Origin of the sequence: Pseudorhodobacter antarcticus (assembly GCF_900110135.1) — a bacterium.
Lineage (GTDB): Bacteria > Pseudomonadota > Alphaproteobacteria > Rhodobacterales > Rhodobacteraceae > Pseudorhodobacter > Pseudorhodobacter antarcticus.
In genome coordinates this window covers 100,254-124,448 of sequence record NZ_FOCO01000003.1, presented here as the reverse complement: position 1 = coordinate 124,448, position 24,195 = coordinate 100,254, and the positions used below count along the sequence as shown (strand labels likewise).

General features: G+C 59.6%; 19 protein-coding genes. 13 read left to right on the top strand and 6 right to left on the bottom strand.

Features of this window, described 5'->3' with window-relative positions; all coding sequences use genetic code 11:
- Nucleotides 1-3: 3 nt before the first annotated feature.
- On the bottom strand, nucleotides 4-747 hold the full coding sequence (locus BMY36_RS02385; RefSeq protein WP_050520195.1) for a DsbA family protein: 744 nt from the start codon (nucleotides 745-747) through the stop codon (nucleotides 4-6).
- Nucleotides 748-870: 123 nt separating this feature from the next.
- On the opposite strand from BMY36_RS02385, the gene BMY36_RS02380 reads away from it, so the two are divergent.
- The 5 genes from BMY36_RS02380 (at nucleotide 871) to BMY36_RS02360 (ending at nucleotide 8,087) form a co-directional block, all read left to right on the top strand.
- Nucleotides 871-2,034, top strand: coding sequence for a pyridoxal phosphate-dependent aminotransferase (locus BMY36_RS02380; RefSeq protein ID WP_050520295.1), 1,164 nt, complete (start codon nucleotides 871-873; stop codon nucleotides 2,032-2,034).
- A 57-nt stretch (nucleotides 2,035-2,091) separates the two neighbouring features.
- Entirely contained in the window at nucleotides 2,092-3,357 is a 1,266-nt protein-coding gene (locus BMY36_RS02375; protein WP_074818386.1) for an N-acetylmuramoyl-L-alanine amidase, read from the top strand.
- A gap of 108 nt (nucleotides 3,358-3,465) precedes the next feature.
- A complete protein-coding gene (locus BMY36_RS02370; RefSeq protein ID WP_050520196.1) occupies nucleotides 3,466-6,012 on the top strand; it encodes a penicillin-binding protein 1A in 2,547 nt (848 codons plus the stop codon).
- A 107-nt stretch (nucleotides 6,013-6,119) separates the two neighbouring features.
- Entirely contained in the window at nucleotides 6,120-7,247 is a 1,128-nt protein-coding gene (prfB, locus tag BMY36_RS02365) for a peptide chain release factor 2 (RefSeq protein WP_050520197.1), read from the top strand.
- Between the two features lie 66 nt (nucleotides 7,248-7,313).
- Entirely contained in the window at nucleotides 7,314-8,087 is a 774-nt protein-coding gene (locus tag BMY36_RS02360) for a DUF2189 domain-containing protein (protein WP_050520198.1), read from the top strand.
- Between the two features lie 48 nt (nucleotides 8,088-8,135).
- Here BMY36_RS02360 and BMY36_RS02355 read toward each other — a convergent pair whose 3' ends face one another.
- The 4 genes from BMY36_RS02355 to BMY36_RS02340 all read right to left on the bottom strand — a co-directional run bounded on the left by BMY36_RS02355 (nucleotide 8,136) and on the right by BMY36_RS02340 (nucleotide 11,467).
- Nucleotides 8,136-8,669 carry a bactofilin family protein gene (locus tag BMY36_RS02355; RefSeq protein ID WP_050520199.1) on the bottom strand — a complete coding sequence of 178 codons (534 nt, stop codon included), beginning with the start codon at nucleotides 8,667-8,669 and terminating at the stop codon, nucleotides 8,136-8,138.
- Nucleotides 8,659-9,999, bottom strand: a complete 1,341-nt coding sequence (locus BMY36_RS02350; RefSeq protein ID WP_050520200.1) for a M23 family metallopeptidase — start codon at nucleotides 9,997-9,999, stop codon at nucleotides 8,659-8,661. Before BMY36_RS02350 ends, BMY36_RS02355 begins: the two co-directional genes overlap by 11 nt.
- Before the next feature lie 179 nt (nucleotides 10,000-10,178).
- A complete protein-coding gene (locus BMY36_RS02345) occupies nucleotides 10,179-11,009 on the bottom strand; it encodes a ferritin-like domain-containing protein (protein WP_050520201.1) in 831 nt (276 codons plus the stop codon).
- Nucleotides 11,006-11,467 (bottom strand): peroxiredoxin, encoded by a 462-nt coding sequence (locus BMY36_RS02340; protein WP_050520202.1) that lies wholly within the window; start codon nucleotides 11,465-11,467, stop codon nucleotides 11,006-11,008. Before BMY36_RS02340 ends, BMY36_RS02345 begins: the two co-directional genes overlap by 4 nt.
- A 113-nt stretch (nucleotides 11,468-11,580) precedes the next feature.
- On the opposite strand from BMY36_RS02340, the gene BMY36_RS02335 reads away from it, so the two are divergent.
- From BMY36_RS02335 to uvrA, 8 genes are all read left to right on the top strand, one after another.
- Complete coding sequence (locus BMY36_RS02335; RefSeq protein WP_050520203.1) at nucleotides 11,581-15,024, top strand: YhdP family protein; 3,444 nt, start codon at nucleotides 11,581-11,583, stop codon at nucleotides 15,022-15,024.
- The gene (queA, locus tag BMY36_RS02330) at nucleotides 15,021-16,079 is read left to right on the top strand and encodes a tRNA preQ1(34) S-adenosylmethionine ribosyltransferase-isomerase QueA (RefSeq protein WP_050520204.1); all 1,059 of its coding nucleotides are present in this window, start codon (nucleotides 15,021-15,023) and stop codon (nucleotides 16,077-16,079) included. Before BMY36_RS02335 ends, queA begins: the two co-directional genes overlap by 4 nt.
- 108 nt (nucleotides 16,080-16,187) lie before the next feature.
- On the top strand, nucleotides 16,188-17,465 hold the full coding sequence (locus BMY36_RS02325; RefSeq protein WP_050520205.1) for an MFS transporter: 1,278 nt from the start codon (nucleotides 16,188-16,190) through the stop codon (nucleotides 17,463-17,465).
- Nucleotides 17,466-17,539: 74 nt separating this feature from the next.
- Nucleotides 17,540-18,103, top strand: coding sequence for a DUF924 family protein (locus tag BMY36_RS02320; RefSeq protein WP_050520206.1), 564 nt, complete (start codon nucleotides 17,540-17,542; stop codon nucleotides 18,101-18,103).
- 111 nt (nucleotides 18,104-18,214) lie between these two features.
- The gene (lpdA, locus tag BMY36_RS02315) at nucleotides 18,215-19,624 is read left to right on the top strand and encodes a dihydrolipoyl dehydrogenase (RefSeq protein ID WP_050520207.1); all 1,410 of its coding nucleotides are present in this window, start codon (nucleotides 18,215-18,217) and stop codon (nucleotides 19,622-19,624) included.
- Nucleotides 19,624-19,842, top strand: coding sequence for a DUF6500 family protein (locus BMY36_RS02310; protein ID WP_050520208.1), 219 nt, complete (start codon nucleotides 19,624-19,626; stop codon nucleotides 19,840-19,842). Before lpdA ends, BMY36_RS02310 begins: the two co-directional genes overlap by 1 nt.
- Nucleotides 19,842-21,014 carry an MFS transporter gene (locus BMY36_RS02305; protein WP_050520209.1) on the top strand — a complete coding sequence of 391 codons (1,173 nt, stop codon included), beginning with the start codon at nucleotides 19,842-19,844 and terminating at the stop codon, nucleotides 21,012-21,014. Before BMY36_RS02310 ends, BMY36_RS02305 begins: the two co-directional genes overlap by 1 nt.
- A 98-nt stretch (nucleotides 21,015-21,112) precedes the next feature.
- The gene (gene uvrA / locus BMY36_RS02300; RefSeq protein WP_050520210.1) at nucleotides 21,113-23,965 is read left to right on the top strand and encodes an excinuclease ABC subunit UvrA; all 2,853 of its coding nucleotides are present in this window, start codon (nucleotides 21,113-21,115) and stop codon (nucleotides 23,963-23,965) included.
- Nucleotides 23,966-23,985: 20 nt separating this feature from the next.
- On the opposite strand, the gene BMY36_RS02295 is transcribed toward uvrA, so the two are convergent.
- Nucleotides 23,986-24,192, bottom strand: coding sequence for a YgaP family membrane protein (locus BMY36_RS02295; RefSeq protein ID WP_050520297.1), 207 nt, complete (start codon nucleotides 24,190-24,192; stop codon nucleotides 23,986-23,988).
- Nucleotides 24,193-24,195 lie beyond the last annotated feature (3 nt).

Here is a 24,195-nt window from a genome sequence, read left to right as displayed (position 1 = left end):
ACATCAGCCTTTGCGCTGGCCTTCCACAATCTGCCGCATCCCGTCCAATGGCACATAACCGCGCACCAATGTCTGGTCGATCACAAAGGTCGGGGTGCCGTTGATGTCCATCCGGGTGGCCAGCGCGCGGTTCGCCTCGATCACGGCTGTTACCTCGGGCGCGTTCATCCGTGCCACCACGGCGGCCACATCGGCCAGCCCGGCATCATTGCCAAGGGCGGTCAGCGTTTCCACACTCACCTCTGCGCGCATCACCATCAACGCGTCATGCACCGCCTCATAAGCATCGGCACCCGCGACTTGCAAGGTCGCCACGGCAAAGCGGGATGCCATTTCGGATTGTTCGCCCAAAATCGGGAACTCTTTGACAACAAAGCGGATATTGCCATCGGATTTGATCAGTTCCGACACTTCCTCAAACGCTTTTTTGCAATATCCACAGCGGTAATCCATGAATTCGACCAAAGTGATGTCGCCGTCGGGGTTGCCACCAACCCAGCTTGCAGGGTCGTTGAAAATCTCATCCGCGTTGACGCGCAGCATTTCCAGATCGCCTGCGACCGCATCGGAATTGCGCCGATCTTCCAGCACCGCAATTGCCTCCATCAGCACCTCGGGGTTTTCCATCAGATAGGCGCGGACCTCGGTGCGAAAATCGGTGCGCGCGGCGTCTGTCATTGTGCTTTGCGCCAGCGCGGGCGTGGCCAGTGCCAAGGCAAGGGCGGTGGTGGCGATCAGTTTTTTCATGTTCTGCTCCGTTTTCACATCCCGCAGGTGCGGGCTGATTGTTGACCTTTTCCCCCTCATGCCCGATTGCAGGGGGGCAGGGCAACCAAAATGCCCGTGACCAGTCAAACCAAAGGGCCAATCATGCGCACATCACACCGAGGCAATGTCGATCCGTTCATCGTGATGGATGTGATGGAGGCGGCGCGCGCGCATGAAGCGGCAGGGCGCAGCATCATTCATATGGAGGTGGGCCAGCCCGGCACCGGGGCACCACAAGCCGCCTGCGATGCGGTGGCGGTTGCGATGGGGCAGGGCGCGCTGGGGTATACCGTGGCACTTGGGTTGCCGGAATTGCGGGCAGGCATCGCCGCGCTTTACCAGCGTTGGTACGGGGTGGATCTTGACCCGGCGCGGGTGATCGTCACCTCCGGCTCCTCCGCCGCGTTTTTGCTGGCGTTCACCGCGCTGTTTGAGGCGGGCGACCGTGTGGGGTTGGGCGAACCCGGCTATCCCTCCTATCGCCAAATTCTGCGCGCGTTGTCGTTGACCCCCGTGGGCATCCCCACCAGTGCCGCCAATCGTTTGCAGCCTACCCCGGCGGATTTGGCAGGCGTGGATATAGCGGGGTTGATCGTGGCCAGCCCCGGCAATCCGTCCGGCACCATGTTGTCGCATGACGCGTTAAAGGCGCTGATGGACCATTGCGCCGCGCGGGGCATCGCCTTTGTCTCGGATGAGATTTACCACGGGCTGCATTACAATGAGCGCGCGACATCGGCGCTGGAAATCAGCGATCAGGCCTATGTGATCAATTCATTTTCCAAATATTTCAGCATGACAGGTTGGCGCGTGGGGTGGATGGTGGTGCCCGCAGATCATGTGCGCGCGATTGAACGGCTGGCGCAGAACATGTTCATTTGCCCGCCCCATGCCAGCCAAATCGCGGCGCTTGCGGCACTGGACTGTATTGATGCATTGGAGGCGAACCGCACCGTTTACGCCACCAACCGCCAGTTGATGCTGGACGGATTGGCAGCGGCAGGTTTCACCAAAATCGCCCCCCCCGATGGGGCATTCTACATCTATGCCGATGTGGCGGATTTAACGGGTGACAGCCTGTCGTTTTGCGCGCAGATTTTGGACCAAGCGGGCGTGGCCGTCACACCGGGGCTGGATTTTGACCCCATTCGCGGCGGGCAAACCTTGCGGTTTTCCTATGCCCGCAGCACGCCGGAAATTGTCGAAGGGATTGCGCGGCTGCAAGCCTTTATGGCGACGTATCAGCACAAACCCGCCAAGCTGTGAATTTACTTTTTACCGCCTTTGCGCGATAAAGGGCGCCTAAAAACGGGGGCAGGTGTGATGCGGGCAGTTTTGGCCTTTTTGGCCGTGATCTTTATGCTGGGCGCGCCTGTGGCGGGGCAAACCCAACTTTGGCAAAGCCAATCTGTGCAAACCCAACCCGCGCAAACCCTGTCTGCCATCGCCCGGTTGGATGCAAGCGCGTCCAGCCTTAGTGATAAAGGGCGGGGGGTGGTCTTGCGCCTTGCCATTTCGCAACCCGTGCCGTGGCGGGTGCGGGTGCTGGACAACCCGCCGCGCCTGATCTTGGACACGCGCGAGGTGGATTTTTCACAAATCATCGACATGACGCGCGATGCCGATCGGGTTGCGGACCTGCGCGCGGGTGTGTTTCGACCGGGCTGGTCGCGCTTGGTGTTGGAACTGACCGGGCCTTACGGCGTGGCAGGGGCGGGTATGACCACCGAAAACGGCGCCACCATGATTGACGTGACGCTGGCCCCGATTGACGCCGCCGAATTTGCCTTGCTGGCCGCCAAGCCCGAACCCGAGGCTTGGGTGCCGCCCAAACCCGCCGATTTGCCCAAAATCACCCCGCGCGGCGTTGGCCCTTTGGTTGTGGTGCTGGACCCCGGCCACGGCGGCCTTGACCCGGGTGCCGAACGTGACGGGCTGCGCGAGGCGGATTTGATGCTGACATTTGCGCGCGAATTCAAAGAGGTGTTGCAACGCAGCGGCAATGCCTTGGTGATTTTAACCCGCGATGATGATGTGTTTGTTCCACTGGAGGCGCGCATTTCCATCGCGCGGGCGGCGGGCGCTCATGTGCTGTTATCGCTGCACGCCGATGCGCTGGCCGAAGGGGACGCGTCGGGCGCCACCCTTTACACCCTGTCCGATGAAGCAAGCGATGCCGCCACCCGCACATTGGCCGAACGCCACGACCGCGATGATTTGCTGGCCGGCGTCGATTTGACCGAACAAGATGATCTGATCGCCAATGTTTTGATGGACATGGCGCGCACCGAAAATGCCCCCCGCGTGGACCGTTTGGCCGAGGCGTTGAAAACCAGCATCAAGGCCGAAGGGTTGCGGATGCACCGCAGACCCATCCAATCGGGTGGGTTTTCGGTGCTGAAAAGTCCCGATATCCCGTCTTTATTGATCGAATTGGGGTTTTTATCGTCAGCGCGCGATCTGGCGCGGTTGACGGACCCTGCGTGGCGGGCGCGGATGGCGGGCGCGCTGCAAACCGGCCTAGCGCAATGGGCCGATACCGAGGCCGCGCTGGCCGGGGTTGGTGGGGCGGGCGTTCCAAAACCCTGACCCGTTCACGCAAAAATCAGCAAAAATACTCCTTAACGCAGGGGACAGCTTTTGACCCCACGCTATATGCGGTATATAGGACAGGTTGGAAAACATGGGGACGCTGCCGTGATCAGGTTTATCGGTTCATTTTTTGGCGGCCTGTTCACCCTTGTGACGATGGGTTTGTTCTTTGTCGCGCTGTCGATTGGCGCGGTTTTTTACATGTACAGCAAGGACTTGCCCAGCCACGAAAGCCTTGCGCAATACAGCCCGCCCACCATCAGCCGGATTTATTCCGGCGAAGGGGCGATGATGGACGAATTTGCCAAAGAACGCCGAATTTTTGCCAGCTCGCAAGAAATTCCCGATTTGGTCAAAAACGCGTTTATCAGTGCCGAGGATAAAAACTTTTACACCCACCACGGCTATGATGCGCGCGGCATCGCGGCGGCGGCGGTCGAGGCGATCAAAACCCGTGGCGAAACCGTGCGCGGTGCGTCCACCATCACGCAGCAGGTGATGAAAAACTTTTTGCTGGGCGGCGAACGCAAGGCCGAACGCAAGATCAAAGAGATCATTCTGGCCACGCGGATTGAAGAGACACTGTCCAAGGACCGTATTCTTGAACTCTATTTGAACGAAATTTTCCTCGGTCAAAACTCTTACGGGGTGGCCGCCGCCGCGCAGACGTATTTCAACAAAACGCTGGGACAACTTGCCCCGCATGAGGCGGCAATGCTGGCATCCATGCCGCAAGCGCCGGGGCGCTATCATCCCGTCACCGCCAAACAGCGCGTGACCGAACGCCGCGATTATGTGCTGCGCGAAATGTGGCAAAACGGCTATATTTCTGAGGATGTTTACCGAGCGGAAAAAGAACTGCCGCTGAAATCCGTGCAAAATGGCGATTATCCGGCGTTTCGCGATGCTTTGCCGCCACGCGATTATTTCACCGATGAAATCCGCCGCCAATTGTCCGGCACCTTTGGAGAGGATGAATTTTTCGGCGGTGGCCTGACCATCCGCGCCACCGTCGACCGCGAATTGCAGGCCGAGGCGGCAAAAGCGCTGCAAGCCGGGCTTGAAAATTTTGACCGCGGCATTGGCGTTTGGAACGGCACCCGCAAGACCATCGACCCCAGCCTTTTGTCGTCCGAGGAAAGCTGGCGTGACGCCTTGGCCGCCACCGATATTGCCCGCGATATTGACGGCTGGCGGCCTGCTGTGGTGCTGGCCGTGGGCGAAACCGATGCGACCGTTGGCATCGAACGGGTGGCAGACCTTGGCACCATCCCGGCCGAGGATGTGACTTGGGCACGCAAACGCCAATCGGACGGGCGTTTGGGGAAAAAAGCGCGGGTTGCGGGCGATTTGGTGTCGGTGGGCGACGTGGTGCATATCCGCGCCATGACCAAGGATGCGGATGGCAGCTTTATTCGCTGGACCTTGCGCCAAGTGCCCGAAGTTGAAGGCGCGTTTATGGCGATGGACGTGGATTCGGGCCGCGTTTTGGCGATGCAGGGCGGGTTTTCGTACCAACATTCCGTCTTTAACCGCGCGACCCAGGCGCAGCGTCAACCCGGCTCCAGCTTCAAACCTTTTGTGTTTGCGGCAGCACTCGACAGCGGCTTTACCCCTGCGACCATCGTCGTCGATGCCCCGATTGAGGTGAACACCCCCCAAGGCATCTGGCGGCCACGCAATTCATCCGACAAATACTATGGGCCCACCACGCTGCGCACCGGGATTGAACAGTCGCGCAACTTGATGACCGTGCGGATTGCCGAAGAAATTGGCATGGACGTGGTTGCAAGCTATGCCGAACGCTTTGGGGTTTATGACCGCATGGGGCAGTTTTTGGCGAACTCTTTGGGGTCAGAAGAAACCACTTTGTTCAAAATGGTCGCCGCCTATGCAATGTTTGCGAATGGGGGCGAACGGGTGGAACCCACCTTGGTGGACCGTGTCCAAGACCGCTATGGCAAAACGATTTACCGCCACGACCAGCGCGTGTGTAATGATTGCCAGTTGGCATCGCTGAACCCGCGCGAATTGCCCAATATTACGTCCAACCGCGAACGCGTGATGGATGCGATCACCGCCTATCAGCTGACCTCGATGTTGGAAGGTGTGGTGCAGCGCGGCACGGCCAAGGGCATTAACCTGCCCGTGCCAATTGCTGGCAAGACCGGCACGACCAACGATGCCAAGGATGTGTGGTTTGTGGGCTTTTCGTCCAACATCGCGGCTGGTTGCTATATCGGCTATGACAACCCGCGCTCTATGGGGTCGGCATATGGTGGCACGGTCTGCGGCCCAGTGTTTGAACGCTTTATGCAAAAGGCGGTGACCAAGTATGGCGGCACCAAATTTAAGGTGCCACCGGGCGGTTATTTCAAGAAAATCGACCGGTTTACCGGGGCGCTGCTGCCTGATGATGCCAGCGGGCCGAACGTGGTGTCCGAGTATTTCCGCGAGGGAGAGGACCCGATTTTGGGCATAGGTGCCATGGTTGATGGCGGCTTTGGCATGGGGTCCAACCTGCCGCTGTTTGCCTATGGCGAAAGCGATGATGGCCCGGCGACCAATACCGTGACCACGGCCAGCGGCAAGACCAAGGCCTTGCCAAAAAAGGCGAACTTTGGGTCGGTCAGTTCGGGCGGGCTTTATTAACCTGTCATGTGATTTGTATAGAGGCGGCCTTGCAGGGGCCGCCTTGCGCGTCATACCCCAACCCGTTAAGACCAAGTCGCAAAAGACCCCCTGAAGGAAACACCCCAATGCGCGCCGAAACCCTGTCCAATGTGGAAACCATCCGCAAATCGCTGTCTCTTTTGGGGCAGCGGATGGATTTGGAAACCGCGCCGCATCGGTTGGAAGAATTCAACGCCATGATCGAAAACCCCGATCTGTGGAATGACCCTGCCAAGGCGCAAAAGCTGATGCGCGAACGCCAAGCCATTCTGGACCAGCTTTCCACCTACCAACTGATTGAAACCGGCCTGCGCGACAACACGGACTTGATCGAGCTGGGTGAGGCCGAGGGCGACACCGAGATCGTGATCGAGGCCGAGGATGCTTTGCGCGCCCTGCTGGAACTTGCCCGTGGCAAGGAGCTGGAAGCGCTGCTGAACGGTGAGGCCGATGGCAACGACACCTTCCTAGAGGTGAACGCGGGCGCGGGCGGCACCGAAAGCTGTGATTGGGCGTCGATGCTGGCGCGCATGTATGTGCGTTGGGCCGAGAAAAAGGGCTATAAGGTTGAATTGCAATCCATGTCGGATGGCGAAGAGGCGGGGATCAAATCCGCCGCCTACAAGATTAGCGGCCCCAACGCCTATGGCTGGTTAAAGTCGGAATCGGGTGTGCATCGCTTGGTCCGCATCAGCCCTTATGACAGTGCGGCGCGGCGCCATACGTCGTTTTCGTCGGTCTGGGTGTATCCGGTCGTCGATGACAATATCGAAATTGATATCCCCGACCGCGACATTCGGATTGATACCTACCGGTCTTCGGGTGCTGGCGGGCAGCACGTCAACACCACCGATTCCGCCGTGCGCATCACCCACTTGCCCACCAATATCGTCGTGACCAGTTCGATGAAATCGCAGCACCAAAACCGCGATGCGTGTATGGTTGCCCTGCGCGCGCGCCTGTACCAGTTGGAATTGGACAAACGCAACGCCGCCATCAACGCCGCCCATGAAAACAAGGGCGATGCAGGCTGGGGCAACCAAATTCGGTCCTATGTGTTGCAACCTTACCAAATGGTCAAGGATTTGCGCACCGGGGTGGAAACCAGCGACAGCCAAGGGGTGCTGGACGGCGATCTGGACAAGTTCATGGCAGCCACTTTGGCGATGGACGTCGCAGGCAAAAGCCGGGCCGAGGCGAACGCCGAGGGCTGACCCCCAAATACCGCTTTTCCCTGTGGCGCGCGCTGGTTAGGCTGCTGTCAACCGACAGGAGGCCATATGTCACACCCCGCCCCAATCGCTGCGCACAAACCCAAAGTGCTTATTCTTGCCCCCGGCGATCTGCGCGCGTGTTTGTTGGCGGGCTGGCGCGATTTCACCCGTGCGCCGATGTTTGGGTTGTTTTTCGCAGGGGTTTATGTTGCGGGCGGCTGGTTGATCGTTTACGCGCTGACCGTCAGTGGCCAGATTTGGTGGACGCTGCCCGCCGCCGCAGGGTTTCCCATCCTTGGGCCCTTCATTGCTTGCGGGTTATATGAGGTTAGCCGGCGGTTGGAGGCGGGCGAACCCTTGTCATGGCGCGCCGTTCTGGGCGTGATCGCGCGGCAAAAAGACCGTCAAATCCCGTCCATCGCTGTGGTGGTTGTGGTGTTTTTCCTGTTCTGGAACTTTCTGGCCCATATGATTTTTGCGCTGTTCTTGGGGCTGACGGTGATGACCAATATAAGCAGTTCGTTTGATGTGTTTTTGACCGTCAATGGCCTGACCATGCTGGCCGTTGGCACTGTGATAGGTGCGGTGTTTGCGGGTGTGTTGTTCGCGCTGACCGTAGTCAGCTTGCCGTTGTTGTTGGACCGCGAGGTGGATTTTATCACCGCCATGATCACATCGGTGTCTGTGGTGCAGGCCAACCCGCGCCGGATGCTGATCTGGGGCCTGATGATTGCTGTGCTGCTGTTTGCGGGCATCGCAATTGGGTTTTTGGGCTTGTTTATCGTGCTGCCCGTGCTGGGCCATGCCACTTGGCACCTGTACCGCCGCGCGTTGACATAAAAAAGGCACCCCGTCAGGGATGCCCATTTCGTTCGAATCCCAAAGGGATCAATTGTTTTGCGCTGTTGGCGGCTTTGGGGCCGGGGCAGGCTGTTGTGGGGAAGGGGACGCTGCTGCTGCCGCAGGCGTGGCCATACGACCTGTCGCCAGCGGGTCATCTTGCCGCTGCACAGACCCTTCAAAATGCGCGCCCGATTCGATAGCGATGGATTTGTGAATGATGTCGCCTTCAACCCGTGCGGTCGATGTCAGGCGCACCTTCAACCCCCGCACGCGGCCAATCACGCGGCCATTGACCACGATATCATCGGCAACCACTTCACCACGGATTGTGGCGGTTTCGCCAACAGTCAGCAAATGGGCGCGAATATCGCCTTCAACCGTGCCTTCAACTTGAATGTCACCCGTGGTGCGCAGGTTGCCGGTGATCGTCAAATCCGACGACAACAGCGATGCCGCAGGCTTTGCCTTTGGCGCCGAGGATGTGAATTCCATCCCCGTGCGTGCTGTTGCCGCTGGTGCGGGTGTTTTTTCTGCCTCAGCTTTTGGGCCGGGTTCGTTGATTTTGCTTTTAGAAAACATCTGTCGCTGCCTTGATAAAGGTCATCGGGTTAACAGGTTTGCCCCCGATCCGAACCTCGTAGTGAAGATGAGTGCCAGTAGACCGGCCTGAACTTCCCATATCACCGATACGCTCGCCACGCGATACCCTTTGTCCAACTTTGACGCGGATATTTGACTGATGGGCGTAACTTGTCTCAATTCCAAACTCGTGCTGGATTTTAACTTGGCGGCCATAGCCGGAATTCCAGCCTGCCATTGTCACAACACCATCAGCGGTTGCATAAATCGGCGTGCCATGGCTCGCCGCGAAATCGGTGCCCGCGTGCATCCGGGTGCCAGCCCCTTTGGGGTCACGGCGATACCCAAAACCAGAGGTAAAGCGGAACGCCGATTTGATGGGCGACGCAAAAGGCGATTTGGCGGCGGCAAGGCGGTACAGGTTCATCCGGTCCAAACCTTGCAAAATCGCATTGGCGCGAATTTCATCATTGCTTAACTTTTCGCCCTTGGTCGACAGGCTGAACGGCGTCAGCGGCCCGCCTTGGCCGGAATATCCGCGCCGCACAGATTTCAGCAAATCATCGGGCGACATGCCCGCTGCGCGAAACATCTTGTCCAAGGGTTCCATCGAAATGGTCACAGCCTCTTCCAGCTTGGCGAAAATCACGTCGTTCTTGGTTTCCAGCGCTTTTTTCTGCACGGCAAGCGCGTCGGTTTCTTCCTTGGCGGCCATGGCGACCACGGCCATGCTGTCGCGCTGTTGTGCGGTGCCCGCCAGCGCCTCGGCCAGAATTTCAACAGTGGCATCGGCGTCACGCACGCGGCCTTGGTTGGTGCGGCCCGACCCGGTTTGCGCCTGCAAGGATGCGGTCAGCGTTTCTTTTTCGGCCCGCGCTTCATCGCGTTCTTTGATCGTGCGGCGCAGCGTGCTTTGGATCACGTCAATCCCGGTTTCCATCTCGCGCCGCCCATCCTCGGACGCCAAAAGGCGGCTTTGCATGTCGCTGACTTCTTTCAATGCCAAGTTGAAACGCTCTTGGGCGCGCACCGCTTCTTCGGCGCGCAAATCGCGGTCCGCCGACAGCGCATTCAGCCGCGCCTCGTACAGCGCTTGTTGCCTTTGCGCTTGGTCACGCCCCGATCCTGCGGAAATCGATTCCATCATCAGAATGGATGTCGCCAGAATCGTCCACCCCAAACACAAGGCCCCCACTGTCACCGCAACCGCTTGGGTCACGGGTTGAAGGCGGATAAAGCGCGTATCAGAATCAGATTTCAAGAACAGCCGTTGTTCAGGGAAATAGCGGCCCACCGCTGTGTTGATCCGATAAGAAAGGCGCTTCAGCACTGAACATGTTCCGGTGTTGTTAATCCAAATAACAGTGCCGCCAGCCCTAAGACTGCCCGACACCGCTGTGCCAAGGGATACAAACCACAGCCCTTTGGCGCAAGGCTGTTGACCGCCCTAAGCCAAAACAAAGGGTTTTTGTAATAAAACAGGCAGGTTCCCGCCGATTATTCTAGGGGTCAGGCGGGGTCTGCCGCCGCCTCGCGCTCGGTCAGGGGCCAGTAAAAATCGGGTGGCAGGCCCGCATCGGCGCGTTTTTCCTCATTAAACGGCGGCTTTAACACCCCATGGAAATACTGTCGCACCAGCGTGTGAAATGCCTCCTTTGGGTCCAATCCCTGCTGCCCGCACAGCCAGTTGAACCATTTGGAGCCGTAGGCGACATGCGATACCTCCTCGGCATAGATGGTTTTTAACGCGGCCACGGGCCCCGCCTCGCCCGCTTTTTCAAACACCTCGATCATGCTGGGCGTCACATCCAGCCCCCGCGCCTCTAGGACCATCGGCACCACGGCCAAGCGGCCCATCAGGTCATGTGCGGTATCTTCGGCGGCGCGCCACATGCCGGCATGGGCGGGCATCGCGCCGTAATGGCTGCCCGCCGCCTCCAAGCAATCGCACATCAGGTTGAAATGCTTGGCCTCATCATCGGCGGCGCGCACCCAATCGTCGTAAAACCCCAAAGGCATGGGAATGTGGGAAAATCGCGCGATAATATCCCAATGCAAATCGACCGCGTTCAATTCAATATGCGCTACCGCGTGCAAAAGTGCTGCGCGCCCCAAAGGCGATCCGGGGCGGCGGCGCGGCATGTCGCGGGGTGACATCACTTCTGGCGTATCGGGCCGCGCCGGGCGGTCGGGCGGGGCGGCGTGGCCGATGGGCAAGGGCGTGCCCGCCGCCCGTGCTGCCAACCATTCGGCGGCATGTCGCCTGCCCAGCGCGGTTTTGGCGCGCCCATCGGCGGTTGTCAGCACCTCAACGGCGCGCGCGGCCAGCGACAATGTCATGCGCCGCGCACCGCTGCCAGCACCGCATCAACATGGCCTTTGGCGGACACTTTGCGCCAATCTTGCACAATGCGCCCATCTGCACCGATCAAAAATGTCGCGCGCTCAATCCCCATATAGGTTTTGCCATACATCTGCTTTTCCACCCAAACCCCGTAATCCTCGCAGGTCTGCGCGCCTTCATCTGACGCCAAGATCACGCCAAGGTCATGTTTTTTAACGAACTTATCATGCGCTTTCACGCTGTCCTTGGAAATCCCAATCACCACCACGCCCAATGCTGCAAAATCCGCCGCCAGTGCTGTGAAATCCTTTGCCTCAATCGTGCAGCCCGTGGTGTCATCCTTGGGGTAAAAATACACCACAACGCGGGCCGGGCGCAGACCGGACAAGGACAAGGTCGCCCCCCCATCGCGGGGCAGGGTGAAATCTGGGGCCATATCGCCGATGCTGGGCATGAAAAATATCCTGTCCTGTCAAGGTTGTGTTTTGTGTTTGGGCCTGTATTCAGGCAAAGATAAAGGCAATTCCCGGCAGGGCAACGGGTAAAACGTAAAAGGGTTATGCGGGCATGGCCGATCAGCCGACCGGGCCAACATTTGGTGTGACAGGGCAGGGGGACAGTGCAGCGCCAGACAGCGCACCCATTCGCATACCCGAACCCATCCCCGAACCCACCCCACCCGCTACCACAACGCCCGCGCGCGACACCGCACCCGCCAAACCCAAACGCAGCCCCAAACCCCACCGTTTCGGCGCTTATTGGCTGATGCCCACGCTGATTTTCCTAACCACCGCGGGCCTGTTTGCAGGCCTTGCGCTGACCGGAAAACCCATCCGCTTGCCCGTTTGGGCGGTGGCCGAGGCGGAACAGCGCCTGAACACCACGCTGCAAGAGTTGTCGGGCGATGCGGCATCGCTGTCGCTGGGTGGCGCTGTGTTTGTGGTGGATGCAGATTGGGTGCCGCGCCTGCGGCTGGAAGATGTGCGCCTGCTGGAAAAAGGCGGCCAAGACTTGCTGTCGCTGCCCGAATTGCGCGTGGCGCTGGACCCGCAAGCGCTGGCCACGGGAAAATTGCGCCTGCGCAGCTTGCGGTTGATTGGCGCCAATGTGCAACTGAAACGCGATGCGCAAGGCCAGTTTAACTTGGCCCAAGCTTTGAACCTGCCCACCCGCCAATTGCTAACCCTGCCGCAAATCATTCCCGCCATCCTCACCGCATTGGACCATCCCAGCCTGTCCTTTTTGCGCCAGATGGAGGCGCAGGCCCTAACCATCACGGTCGATGATCAACTGTTGGGGCGGCGCTGGGAACTGGGCGATGGTCGCCTGATTTTGGGCAACCGCGCGGATGATCTGGCGGTGGAACTGGGCGGCTCTGTCACGGGCAACACGGCGGGCGGTGGCCTTGGCCAACCCGCCCAAGCCACCTTAACCCTGATCGCCGCCAAATCCGATGCCAGTGCCCGCATGACCGTCACGGTGGACCGTGTCGCCGCCGCCGATCTGGCGCTGCATGCTGCCCCCTTGGCGTGGCTGGGCGTGGTCGATGCGCCAATCTCGGGCAAAATCGCCTCTACTTTGGATGCCACGGGCGCGCTGTCATCGCTGGACGCCAGCCTGACGCTGGACCAAGGCGCGCTGCGCCCCACGCCGCAAACCAAACCCGTCGCGTTTGAAAGCGCGTCGTTGTTTTTCGGCTATGACCCTGCGCGCGAACGTCTTGATTTGCGCGAATGGACCGTCAACAGCAAGGATTTGCTGCTAAAGGCATCGGGCCACGCGTATTTGCCGGGCGTCACCACGGGCCTGCCCGCCCAAGTGTTGGCGCAAATTCAGATCGACAGCTTGCAACTGGACCCCCAAGGGCTGCTGGACGCGCCTGTGGCGTTTGACGTCGGCGCGCTAGATTTCCGCTTGCGCCTTGATCCTTTTGGCATCGACATTGGCCAAATCAGCCTGACCCAAGACGGCCAGCACATCAACGCTTCGGGCACGGTCGACGCAGGGCCGCTTGGCTGGGCCGTGGCAATTGATGCCCATCTGGACCAGATTAACCATGACCGCCTGCTGGCGCTGTGGCCGCCGCAAGTCGTGCCCAAAACCCGCGATTGGGTCGCTGATAATGTGCAAGAGGGGCTGCTGGAAAACGTCCGCGCCGGATTTCGCGCCACGCCGGGGGCGGAACCGATTTTTGCGCTTGGCTATGATTATTCCGGCGCGGATGTGCGGTTTTTGAAAACCTTGCCTCCCATCCAAAACGGGCGCGGCTATTCCGTGGTCAAAGGCACCTCTTATTCTTTGGTGCTGGAGGAAGGGTGGGTCACCTCCCCCGCAGGTGGGCGCTTGGATGTGGCGGGGTCGGTGTTTGCTGTGCCCGATGTGACGCAAAAACCCGCGCGCGCCGAAATTGCGGTACATGCGCGCGGCGATGTGACCGATGCGCTGTCGCTGCTGGATGAAAAACCGTTTGAATTTATGACCAAGGCCAAATTGCCCGTCGATCTGGGCACGGGTCAAGCGGCGGTGGTGGCCAGCGTGCGTTTGCCTTTGCAGCGCGGCACCACGATCACGGATGTGGATTATGACGTGTCGGGCGTGATCACGGGCTTTTCCTCGGACCGGGTGGTGCCGGGGCGCACCTTGCGCGCGGACCGTTTGGCGATTGATGTGACCCCGCGCGGCATGGCGATTGCGGGCAAGGGGTTTTTGCAAGATGTCCCCTTTGATGGGCGCTTTACCAAATCCTTTGACCCTGCCGCCAAAGGTGTATCCCAAGTCACGGGCACCGCCGAACTTAGCCAATCTGCCGCCGCCAAGCTGGGCGTCGCTTTGCCCGATGGGCTGATATCGGGGCAGGGGCGCACGAATTTGCAATTGGATATGGCGACAGGCGCGCCGCCCAAACTGGCGCTGCGATCCAACCTTGCGGGCGTGGGCATGGCGATCCCGGCGCTGGGATGGGCCAAAGGCAGCCGCGATACGGGCGATCTGGCGTTGAACATCACTTTGGGCAAACCCGCCCGTGTTGACAGCGTAACCTTGAACGCCGCAGGCCTGCGCGCCACGGGGGCCATTACCCTTGGCGATGATGGGGGGCTGGAATTGGCGCGGCTAACATCGGTTAAACTTGGCACTTGGCTGGATGCCGCGGTGGAGCTTTCGGGGCAGGGCCGGGGCCGCGCGCCCGCCATTGCGCTGACGGCGGGCCGATTGGATTTGCGCGGCCTGCCCGACACGGGCAGCAACCGCCTTGCCCCTTCTGGCCAACCGCTGCGGCTTGCGCTCGACCGTTTGATCGTGACGGATGGGATGGAATTGACCGCCTTTCGCAGCACGCTGACCCCGCGCGCAGGCGGGTTGGCGGGCGATTTCACGGGCCGCGTCAATGGCCAAACATCGGTCCAAGGCAGCCTTGCCCCCAGCCTGAAAGGCACCGCCGTCCGCCTGCGCGCGCGGGATGCGGGGTCCGTGTTTTCCGCCGCCAAAATTTTCCCAAATGCCGAAGGCGGCGAGATGGAGCTGATCTTGACCCCGACAGGCGACAAAGGCACTTATGACGGGCAGTTGGCGATGCAAAACATCCGCATCCGCAAGGCCCCCGCCTTGGCCGAATTGATCAACGCGATTTCGGTGGTCGGCCTGTTGGACCAGTTGCAAGGCGGTGGTTTGTTGTTCACTGAAACCGAAGCGACGTTTCGTTTGTCGCCCCGCGCGGTGCAAATCGCGCGCGCCTCGGCCACCGGGGCATCGCTGGGCGTCTCTGCCTCGGGACTTTATGTGCTGAACGGTGGGCGGCTGGATGTGCAAGGCGTCATTTCCCCCATTTACCTTTTGAACGGCATCGGGTCCATACTAACCCGCAAGGGCGAAGGGCTGTTTGGCTTTAACTACACCGTCAAAGGCACCGCCAAATCCCCCGTGGTTGGCGTCAACCCGCTGTCCATCCTGACCCCCGGCATGTTTCGCGAAATTTTCCGCGCAGCCCCGCCCCAATTGGAGCCGAATGAGTGAAACTCGACGATTTTGATTTTGATCTGCCCGAGGCGTTGATCGCCACCCGCCCCGCACGCCCCCGCACCTCCGCACGCCTGTTGGTTGTCCAAGGCGACGATTTGCACGACCGCCATGTGTTTGATCTGCCATCCCTTTTGCGCGCGGGTGACCGTTTGGTGCTGAACAACACCCGCGTCATTCCGGCGCGATTGATCGGGGCGCGCCACCGCGCATCGGCCCAAGGCCCGGTCTCGGCCAAGATCGAAATCACCCTGATGGAACCGGATGCGCGCGGCGGGTGGCGTGCGATGGCCAAACCCTTGCGCAAATTGATGGTTGGCGAAGACATCCTATTCGCAGGCGGCCTTACCGCCACGGTCGCGGAAAAATCCGACAGCGATCTGCGCCTGACTTTCAACCAAACCGGAGATAATTTTGATGCCGCGTTGCAGGCCGCAGGCACCATGCCGCTGCCCCCCTATATTGCCGCCAAACGCGCCCCCGATGCCCAAGACAACGACGATTATCAAACTGTTTTCGCCACCCGCGCAGGCGCCGTGGCCGCCCCCACCGCCAGCCTGCATTTCGACGATGCGTTGCTGGCCCAACTGGCAGCAATGGGCGTCACCACGACCGAAGTGACGCTGCATGTCGGCGCAGGCACCTTTTTGCCCGTCAAAGTCGATGACGTGACCACCCATAAAATGCACGCCGAATGGGGCGAGGTGACACCCCGCGCCGTGGCGGAGATTAACGCAACCCGTGCCGCAGGCGGGCGCATCATCCCTGTGGGCACCACCGCGCTGCGCCTAATCGAATCTGCTGCCCGCGCCACGGGCCGGGTGGAACCGTGGGTGGGTGAAACCGATATTTTCATCTATCCCGGCTTTGCCTTTCAAACCACCGATGCGTTGATGACCAATTTCCATCTGCCCAAATCCACACTCCTCATGCTGGTAGCGGCATTGATGGGGCAGGGGCGGATGCAAACCGCCTATGCGCATGCGGTGGCCAAACAATACCGCTTCTTCTCTTACGGTGACGCGTCATTGCTGATAGCTGCGCCCTCCTAGCCCCTCTTTGCGTATCGCAAACGCCGCTTACCTTGCCCTTGGTGTCGGGTTCCAACCAGACCAAAACGCCGCCTTGGCGTATGAAACGACGAACGGAAAGGCGATATCATGCTGGCAGTCTTGCGAAACTCTTGGGCGCTCTTGCTTGGCATGATGCTGTTGATGCTGGGCAACGGCATGCAAGGGTCGCTGCTGGGTATTCGCGGCGCGCAAGAAAACATGTCGACGTTTGAACTGTCCATCGTCATGTCCTGCTATTTCCTTGGCTTTTTGTTCGGGTCGCGCATGGCCCCCGAAATGATCCGCCGCGTCGGCCATGTCAGGGTGTTCGCGGCGCTCGGCTCGCTCATTTCCGCCGTCCTCATCCTGTATGCGGTCGCCCCAAATTGGATCGCATGGTCGCTGTTGCGCGTCTTGATCGGCTTTTCATTTTGTGGCGTCTATATCACCGCCGAAAGCTGGCTAAACGACGCCTCCACCAATGAAAATCGTGGGCAGGCCATGTCGCTGTACCTGATCGTGCAGATGATCGGCATCATCGCGGCCCAAGGGCTTTTGAACCTTGGCGACCCCGGCGGGTTTATCCTGTTTGTCATCCCGTCCATCCTCGTCTCGCTCGCCTTCACCCCCATCTTGCTGTCGGTGGCCAAGGCCCCGGCGTTCGAATCCACCAAACCCTTGTCGTTCAAACGCCTTTACACCGCCTCCCCCTTGGGCTGCGTGGGCATGTTCTTGCTTGGCGGCGTGTTTGCGGCGCAGTTTGGCATGGCGGCGGTGTGGGGCACCCAAGCGGGCCTGACGGTGCGCGAAATCTCGATCTTTATCGCGGGCATTTATGTGGGCGGCATGATTGCGCAATATCCCATCGGCTGGCTGTCAGACCGGATTGATCGGCGCAAAGTTATCCTTGGCGTGTCGATTGTCGGCGCGATTGGGCTGATGATTCCGGTGATCTGGGATGTGCCATTCTGGGCGCTTTGCCTTGTGGGTGCTTTGGGGGGCGCCGTGTCAAACCCGCTTTACTCGCTGTTGCTGGCCTATGTGAACGACTATCTGGACCGCACCGATATGGCCGCCGCCTCTGCGGGCCTGTTGTTTATCAACGGGCTTGGGGCGATTTCCGGGCCTTTGATCACCGCTTGGGTGATGGGGCTGGTCGGGCCCAGCGGGTTTTTCCTGTTCATGGCCATCTTGTTTGCGGTCCTGTCCATCTATGCGGTTTTGCGCATGACCCTGCGCCGCCGCTCCGCCGATGCCACCTCCAGCTATACCGCGATGTCGCCATCTGCCACCGCCGTATTCGTGGGCGCCGCGATGACCGAAGCGGACGGCGAGGGGCCAGAGGCAACACACGGCCCCGCACCCCGAACCGCCCCCCAGGATTGACCCCAAAACCGCCATTGCACGCCTGCGCCAAACCTGCCACGCTGCCTTTAATAGGAACGAGGCAAGGGGCCTAAATGTCAGACCCGGTTGAAGTTTTGGAATTTTGGCTGGCCGATGTCGGCCCCAAAGGCTGGTACGCGGTCAACCCGGATGTCGATGCTGAAATCACCGAACGGTTTGGCGATCTGTGGCAGGCGGCCCTTGAAGGCGGGCTGGATCACTGGGTCGATGGGGCCGCAGGCACGCTCGCTTTTCTTATCCTAACCGACCAATTTCCCCGCAACATGTTTCGCGGCGACCCGCGCGCATTTGCCTCTGATGAAATCGCCCGCGACGCCGCCCGCCGCGCGTTGGCGCAAGGCTGGGACCTTGACGCGCCCCCCCCCGAACGCCAATTTTTCTACCTGCCCTTTGAACATGCCGAGGATGTAGGCGATCAGACGCTGTCGGTCGATTGTTTCACCACCCGCATGGACAATCCTGAAACCGCCCTGCACGCCCGCGCACACCAAGCGATCATCGCGCGCTTTGCCCGCTTTCCGTTTCGCAACGAAGCCTTGGGGCGCATTTCCACGGATGAGGAGAAGGAGTTTCTGGAAAATGGCGGCTATGCGGCCACGGTGCGCAGTTTAGAATGACGCGACAAACGCACCTATGCACCCAGCGCATAGACCTTAGGCGGTAGGAACATTGCTCGTGCGTAAAATATAGTTTAATGGCAAACTACTTTTTCTAGGGAGAGAAGAAACATGGCAGCCAAGAAATTTGATGTGGTCGTAATCGGGGCAGGTCCGGGGGGCTATGTCGCCGCAATCCGCTTGTCGCAACTGGGCAAAACCGTGGCGATTGTGGAACGCGAAAACCTTGGCGGCATCTGCCTGAACTGGGGCTGTATCCCCACCAAGGCTATGCTGCGCTCTGCCGAAGTGTTCCATTTGATGCACCGCGCCAAGGAATTTGGCCTGTCCGCCACGGGTGTCTCCTATGATCTGCCTGCGGTCGTCGCCCGGTCACGTGGTGTGGCAAAGCAGTTGTCGGGTGGCATTGGCCATTTGATGAAGAAAAACAAAGTCACCGTGATTATGGGCGACGCAACCATCCCCGCCAAAGGCAAAGTGTCGGTGAAAACCGATAAAGGGGTGGAGGAGCTGGAAGCCCCCGCCATCATCCTCGCTACAGGCGCGCGCGCCCGCACCCTGCCGGGCCTCGAGGCCGACGGCGATTTGGTCTGGACATACCGCCACGCGCTGGAACCCAAACGCATGCCGAAAAAGCTGCTGGTCATCGGGTCGGGTGCCATTGGCATTGAATTTGCCAGCTTTTTCAACACGCTGGGTGCTGACACCACTGTGGTAGAGGTGATGGACCGCGTCCTGCCCGTGGAAGACGCCGAAATTTCGGCCTTTGCGAAAAAGTCCTTTGTCAAACAAGGCATGAAAATTCTGGAAAAAACCACGGTCAAGAAACTGGACAAAGCGCCCGATTCAAAAGGGGGGGGGAATGTTACCGCACATCTGGAATCCAACGGCAAAACCGAAACTATGGAATTTGACACCGTCATTTCCGCCGTGGGCATCGTCGGCAATACCGAAGGGTTGGGCCTGGAGGCGTTGGGCGTGAAAATCGACCGCACCCATGTGGTCACCGATGAATTTTGCCGCACCGGGGTTGATGGCATTTACGCCATCGGCGACATCGCAGGCGCACCATGGCTTGCCCATAAGGCCAGCCACGAAGGCGTCATGGTGGCCGAATTGATCGCAGGCAAACACCCGCATCCGATCAAGCCAAATTCCATCGCCGGCTGCACCTATTGCTACCCCCAAATCGCCAGTGTCGGTTTGACCGAGGCGAAAGCCAAAGAGGCGGGCCACACGATCAAAGTCGGCCGTTTCCCCTTTATCGGCAATGGCAAAGCGATTGCTCTTGGCGAATCCGATGGTCTGATCAAAACCATTTTTGACGCCAAAACCGGCGAACTCCTCGGCGCGCACATGATCGGGGCCGAAGTGACCGAGCTGATCCAAGGCTATGTGATCGGCCGTCAGCTGGAAACCACCGAAGAAGATCTGATGCACACCATCTTCCCACACCCAACCCTGTCGGAAATGATGCACGAATCGGTGCTGGACGCCTACGGCATCGCGATTCACATGTGATGGACACAGCCCTGCGCCAACACGCCATCGCCATCTGCGATGCCAAAATCGCCCAAAAAGGTGATGCTGTGGGGCTGTCTTTCTACGCGTTTTTCGCCAATAAAAACACCACTCCGCCGCTGCTGATGCAAGCGGCGGAGTGGTGGATCGCCACCCACCGCCTTGACCATTTTGAGAAAGCCACCAAAATCCGCGCGTTACTCGCCAGTGGGGTCTGATGCGCGCATCCCCTCTTGTCATCATCCTCATCCTGTGGGGGGCGGGCCTTGGGGCCGCCGCCCAATTTGGCAAAATCTCCATTCTTTTCGACCGCATCGCCTCTCATTACGCGGGCGCCACCGATGTCACCATCGGCGCTGTTGTTTCCATCGTCGGCCTGATCGGCCTTATTTTTGGCACCACGGCGGGCCTCTTGGTGCAACGCTTGGGCTACCGCCGCGTGCTGGTCTGGGCGCTCTGGGCAGGGGCCGTGCTATCTGCGCTGCAATCGCTGTTTCCCCCACTCCCCGTCCTCCTCACCCTCCGCGCGGTGGAGGGGTTCTCCCACCTCGCCCTCGTCGTCGCCGCCCCCGTGATGATCGCGCAAACCGCCCCTTTGCGCCACACTGGCCTCGCCATGACACTGTGGAGCAGCTTTTTCGCCGTCTCCTTCGCCCTTACCGCATGGCTTGGCATCCCCCTTGTCGCAGCTTACGGCGACAGCGCGCTGTTTCTCGCCCATGCCGCCTATATGGCTGTTTTTGCTATCTTAATCCGCCTAACTCTTCCCCCTGATACACCTCAAACTGTTCCCGAACCGCTGACCAACCTTGGCCGCCAGCACGCGCAAATCTACGCCTCGCCGCGCCTTGCCGCCCCCGCGATGGGGTTTTTCTGCTATACGCTCACCTACGTCGCGCTCCTCACGCTGCTGCCCCCCGCAATCGGCGGCCCGCATCAGGCGTTCATCGCCACCGCCATGCCGCTTGTCTCCATCGCGCTGTCGCTCACCCTTGGCGTCTGGGCGCTTACCCGCGTCTCGGGCGTCTACCTCGTGCAACTCGGTTTTGCGGCCACTTGTGCGGCCAGCCTTTGGCTGTGGGCGACATGGGGCACGGGCTGGCAAACCGTCGCCGCCGCCCTTACGCTTGCGGGCACGCTTGGTATTGTCCAAGGGGCCAGTTTCGCCGCCGTGGCCCAACTGAACCCAACGGCGCAATCGCGGGCCCGCGCCGCCGGGGCCATCGCCCAACTCGGCAACCTTGGCACCACCACGGGCACGCCCTTGCTGGCCGCCTTGATCGTGGGGCAGGGGGCCACCGGCCTTGCGCTGTTTATCCTGCTGCCCAGCCTGCTTGGCATCGCAATCCACAGCGTTCAAACCCACCGCCGCATGCTGCGCCCAGATTAATTTCAAATCCTGCCCATACGTTCACCAATCGTTCACGTTTAAGGATTGGAGACTCGCGCAAAACCCCCTATCTATGGCCCTGAAACGTGGGGTGATATATGGCCGATCAAAAATTTATCGAGGTGCGCGGCGCGCGCGAGCACAACCTCAAAGGCGTCGATGTCAGCATCCCGCGTGACCAGTTGGTGGTCATCACGGGGCTGTCGGGGTCTGGCAAATCCTCGCTGGCGTTTGATACGATCTATGCCGAAGGGCAGCGGCGCTATGTCGAAAGCCTCAGCGCCTATGCCCGCCAATTCCTTGATATGATGGGCAAACCCGATGTCGATCACATCTCGGGCCTGTCCCCCGCCATTTCCATTGAGCAAAAAACCACCTCAAAAAACCCGCGCTCCACCGTGGGCACGGTCACGGAAATTTACGACTATATGCGCCTTTTGTTCGCGCGCACGGGCACGCCCTACAGCCCCACCACGGGCAAGCCCATCAACGCGCAGCAGGTCCAGGACATGGTGGATATCATCATGGCGATGGAGGATGGCACCCGCGCCTACCTGCTCGCCCCCATCATCCGCGACCGTAAGGGCGAATATAAAAAGGAATTTATGGACCTACGCAAACAGGGCTTTCAGCGCGTAAAGGTCAACGGCACGTTTTATGAATTGGAAGACGCGCCGACCTTGGACAAGAAATTTCGCCACAACATCGACGTAGTCGTGGACCGGATTGTGGTCAAGGAAGGCATTGAAACCCGGCTGGCCGACAGCCTGCGCACCGCCCTGAACCTTGCCGATGGCATCGCCATTCTGGAACTCGCCAATGATGATGCCACCCGCACCACCTTCAGCGAAAAATTTGCCTGCCCGGTGTCGGGTTTCACCATTCCCGAAATCGAACCCCGCCTGTTTTCCTTCAACGCCCCCTTTGGTGCCTGCCCGGTTTGTGATGGTCTGGGGATGGAGCTGTTCTTTGACGAACGCCTTGTGGTGCCCGATCAAAACCTAACGCTTTACCAAGGCGCGCTGGCACCTTGGGCCAAATCCAAATCGCCCTATTCGATGCAAACCATTGAAGCGATTGCCAAACATTACGAATTTGATGCCAAAACCAAGTGGAAAGATCTGCCTGAAAAAGTGCGCCAAGTGTTCCTGCGCGGCTCGGGCGACGAAGAAATCAAGTTCCGCTATGACGAAGGTGGGCGCGTCTATCAGGTCAGCCGCGTGTTCGAAGGCGTGGTGCCAAACATGGAACGCCGTTTCCGCGAAACCGACAGCAACTGGGTGCGTGAAGAATTTGAACGCTACCAAAACAACCGTTCCTGCGGTGCTTGCAACGGCTACCGTCTGCGCCCCGAGGCGTTGGCCGTGAAAATCGCGGGCCTGCACGCGGGCCAAGTCGTGCAAATGTCGATATCGGAGGCGCATGATTGGATAAGTTCGGTCCCCGAACATCTGACCAACCAGAAAAACGAAATCGCCCGCGCGATCCTTAAGGAAATTCGCGAACGTCTTGGGTTTTTGATCAACGTCGGCCTCAATTACCTCAGCCTGTCGCGCAACGCAGGCACGCTGTCGGGCGGCGAAAGCCAGCGCATCCGGCTCGCGTCCCAAATCGGCTCCGGCCTTACGGGCGTGCTTTATGTGCTGGATGAACCCAGCATCGGGTTGCACCAGCGCGACAATGACCGCTTGCTGACCACCCTGAAAAACCTGCGCGATCAAGGCAATTCGGTTTTGGTGGTGGAACATGATGAGGATGCCATCCGTGAGGCGGATTATGTGTTCGACATGGGGCCGGGCGCTGGCGTGCATGGCGGTATGGTGGTGTCGCACGGCACCCCGGCCCAAGTTATGGCCGACCCTGCCAGCATCACCGGCCAATACCTGATCGGCACCCGCGAAATCGCCATTCCAAAGGTGCGGCGCAAAGGGTCGGGCAAAAAGGTCACCGTGGTCAACGCCACCGGCAACAACCTTCAAAACGTCACCGCGGAATTTCCGCTGGGCAAATTTGTCTGCGTCACGGGTGTTTCGGGCGGCGGCAAATCCACTTTGACGATTGAGACGTTGTTCAAAACTGCTGCCACCCGGCTGAACGGCGCGCATGAAACGCCCGCGCCCTGCGAAACCATCAAGGGGTTTGAACATCTCGACAAGGTCATCGACATTGACCAGCGCCCCATTGGCCGCACGCCCCGCTCCAACCCCGCCACTTACACGGGCGCTTTCACCCCCATTCGCGATTGGTTTGCGGGCCTGCCGGAATCCAAGGCGCGCGGCTATTTGCCCGGTCGGTTCAGTTTCAACGTGAAGGGCGGGCGCTGTGAGGCGTGCCAAGGTGACGGCCTCATCAAAATCGAAATGCACTTTTTGCCCGATGTTTATGTGCAATGCGAAACCTGCAAAGGCAAACGCTATAACCGTGAAACTTTGGAAATTAAGTTCAAAAACAAAAGCATATCAGACGTTCTTGATATGACGGTTGAAGATGCCCAAGGGTTTTTCCAAGCTGTGCCAAGCATCCGCGAAAAGATGGATGCGCTGGTGCGTGTGGGGCTTGGCTATATCAGCGTCGGCCAATCCGCGACCACCCTGTCGGGCGGTGAGGCGCAGCGCGTCAAACTGTCCAAGGAACTTGCCCGCCGCGCCACGGGCCGCACGCTTTATATCCTTGATGAGCCGACCACGGGCCTGCACTTTGAAGATGTGAAAAAACTGCTAGAGGTGCTGCATGAACTGGTGGACCAAGGCAATACCGTCATCGTGATCGAACACAACCTTGATGTGGTCAAAACCGCCGATTGGGTGATTGATATTGGCCCCGAAGGCGGCGATGGCGGCGGCTATATCGTGGCCACCGGCACCCCCGAAGATGTCGCCAAAGTGGAGGCAAGCCATACCGGCCGCTACCTCAAAGACATGTTAAAGCCGCGCAAACTGGCAGCGGAATAGGGGGGCAAGCGCCCCCCGTTTCACTTTTTCATCGGGCAGGTGTTCACGCCAATCACCTGATACAGCAGGCAAGATCGCGTTAGGCCCGTAAACAGCGCCACCGCCCCAAACACCAAAAACAACCAGCCCCAAGCCAACCCCGGCAGCGCAAAATACGCCCCAATCAACGCCAGCCCCGCCACAATCCGCAACACCCGGTCCATGCCGCCAACATTGGTTTTGAACATGAT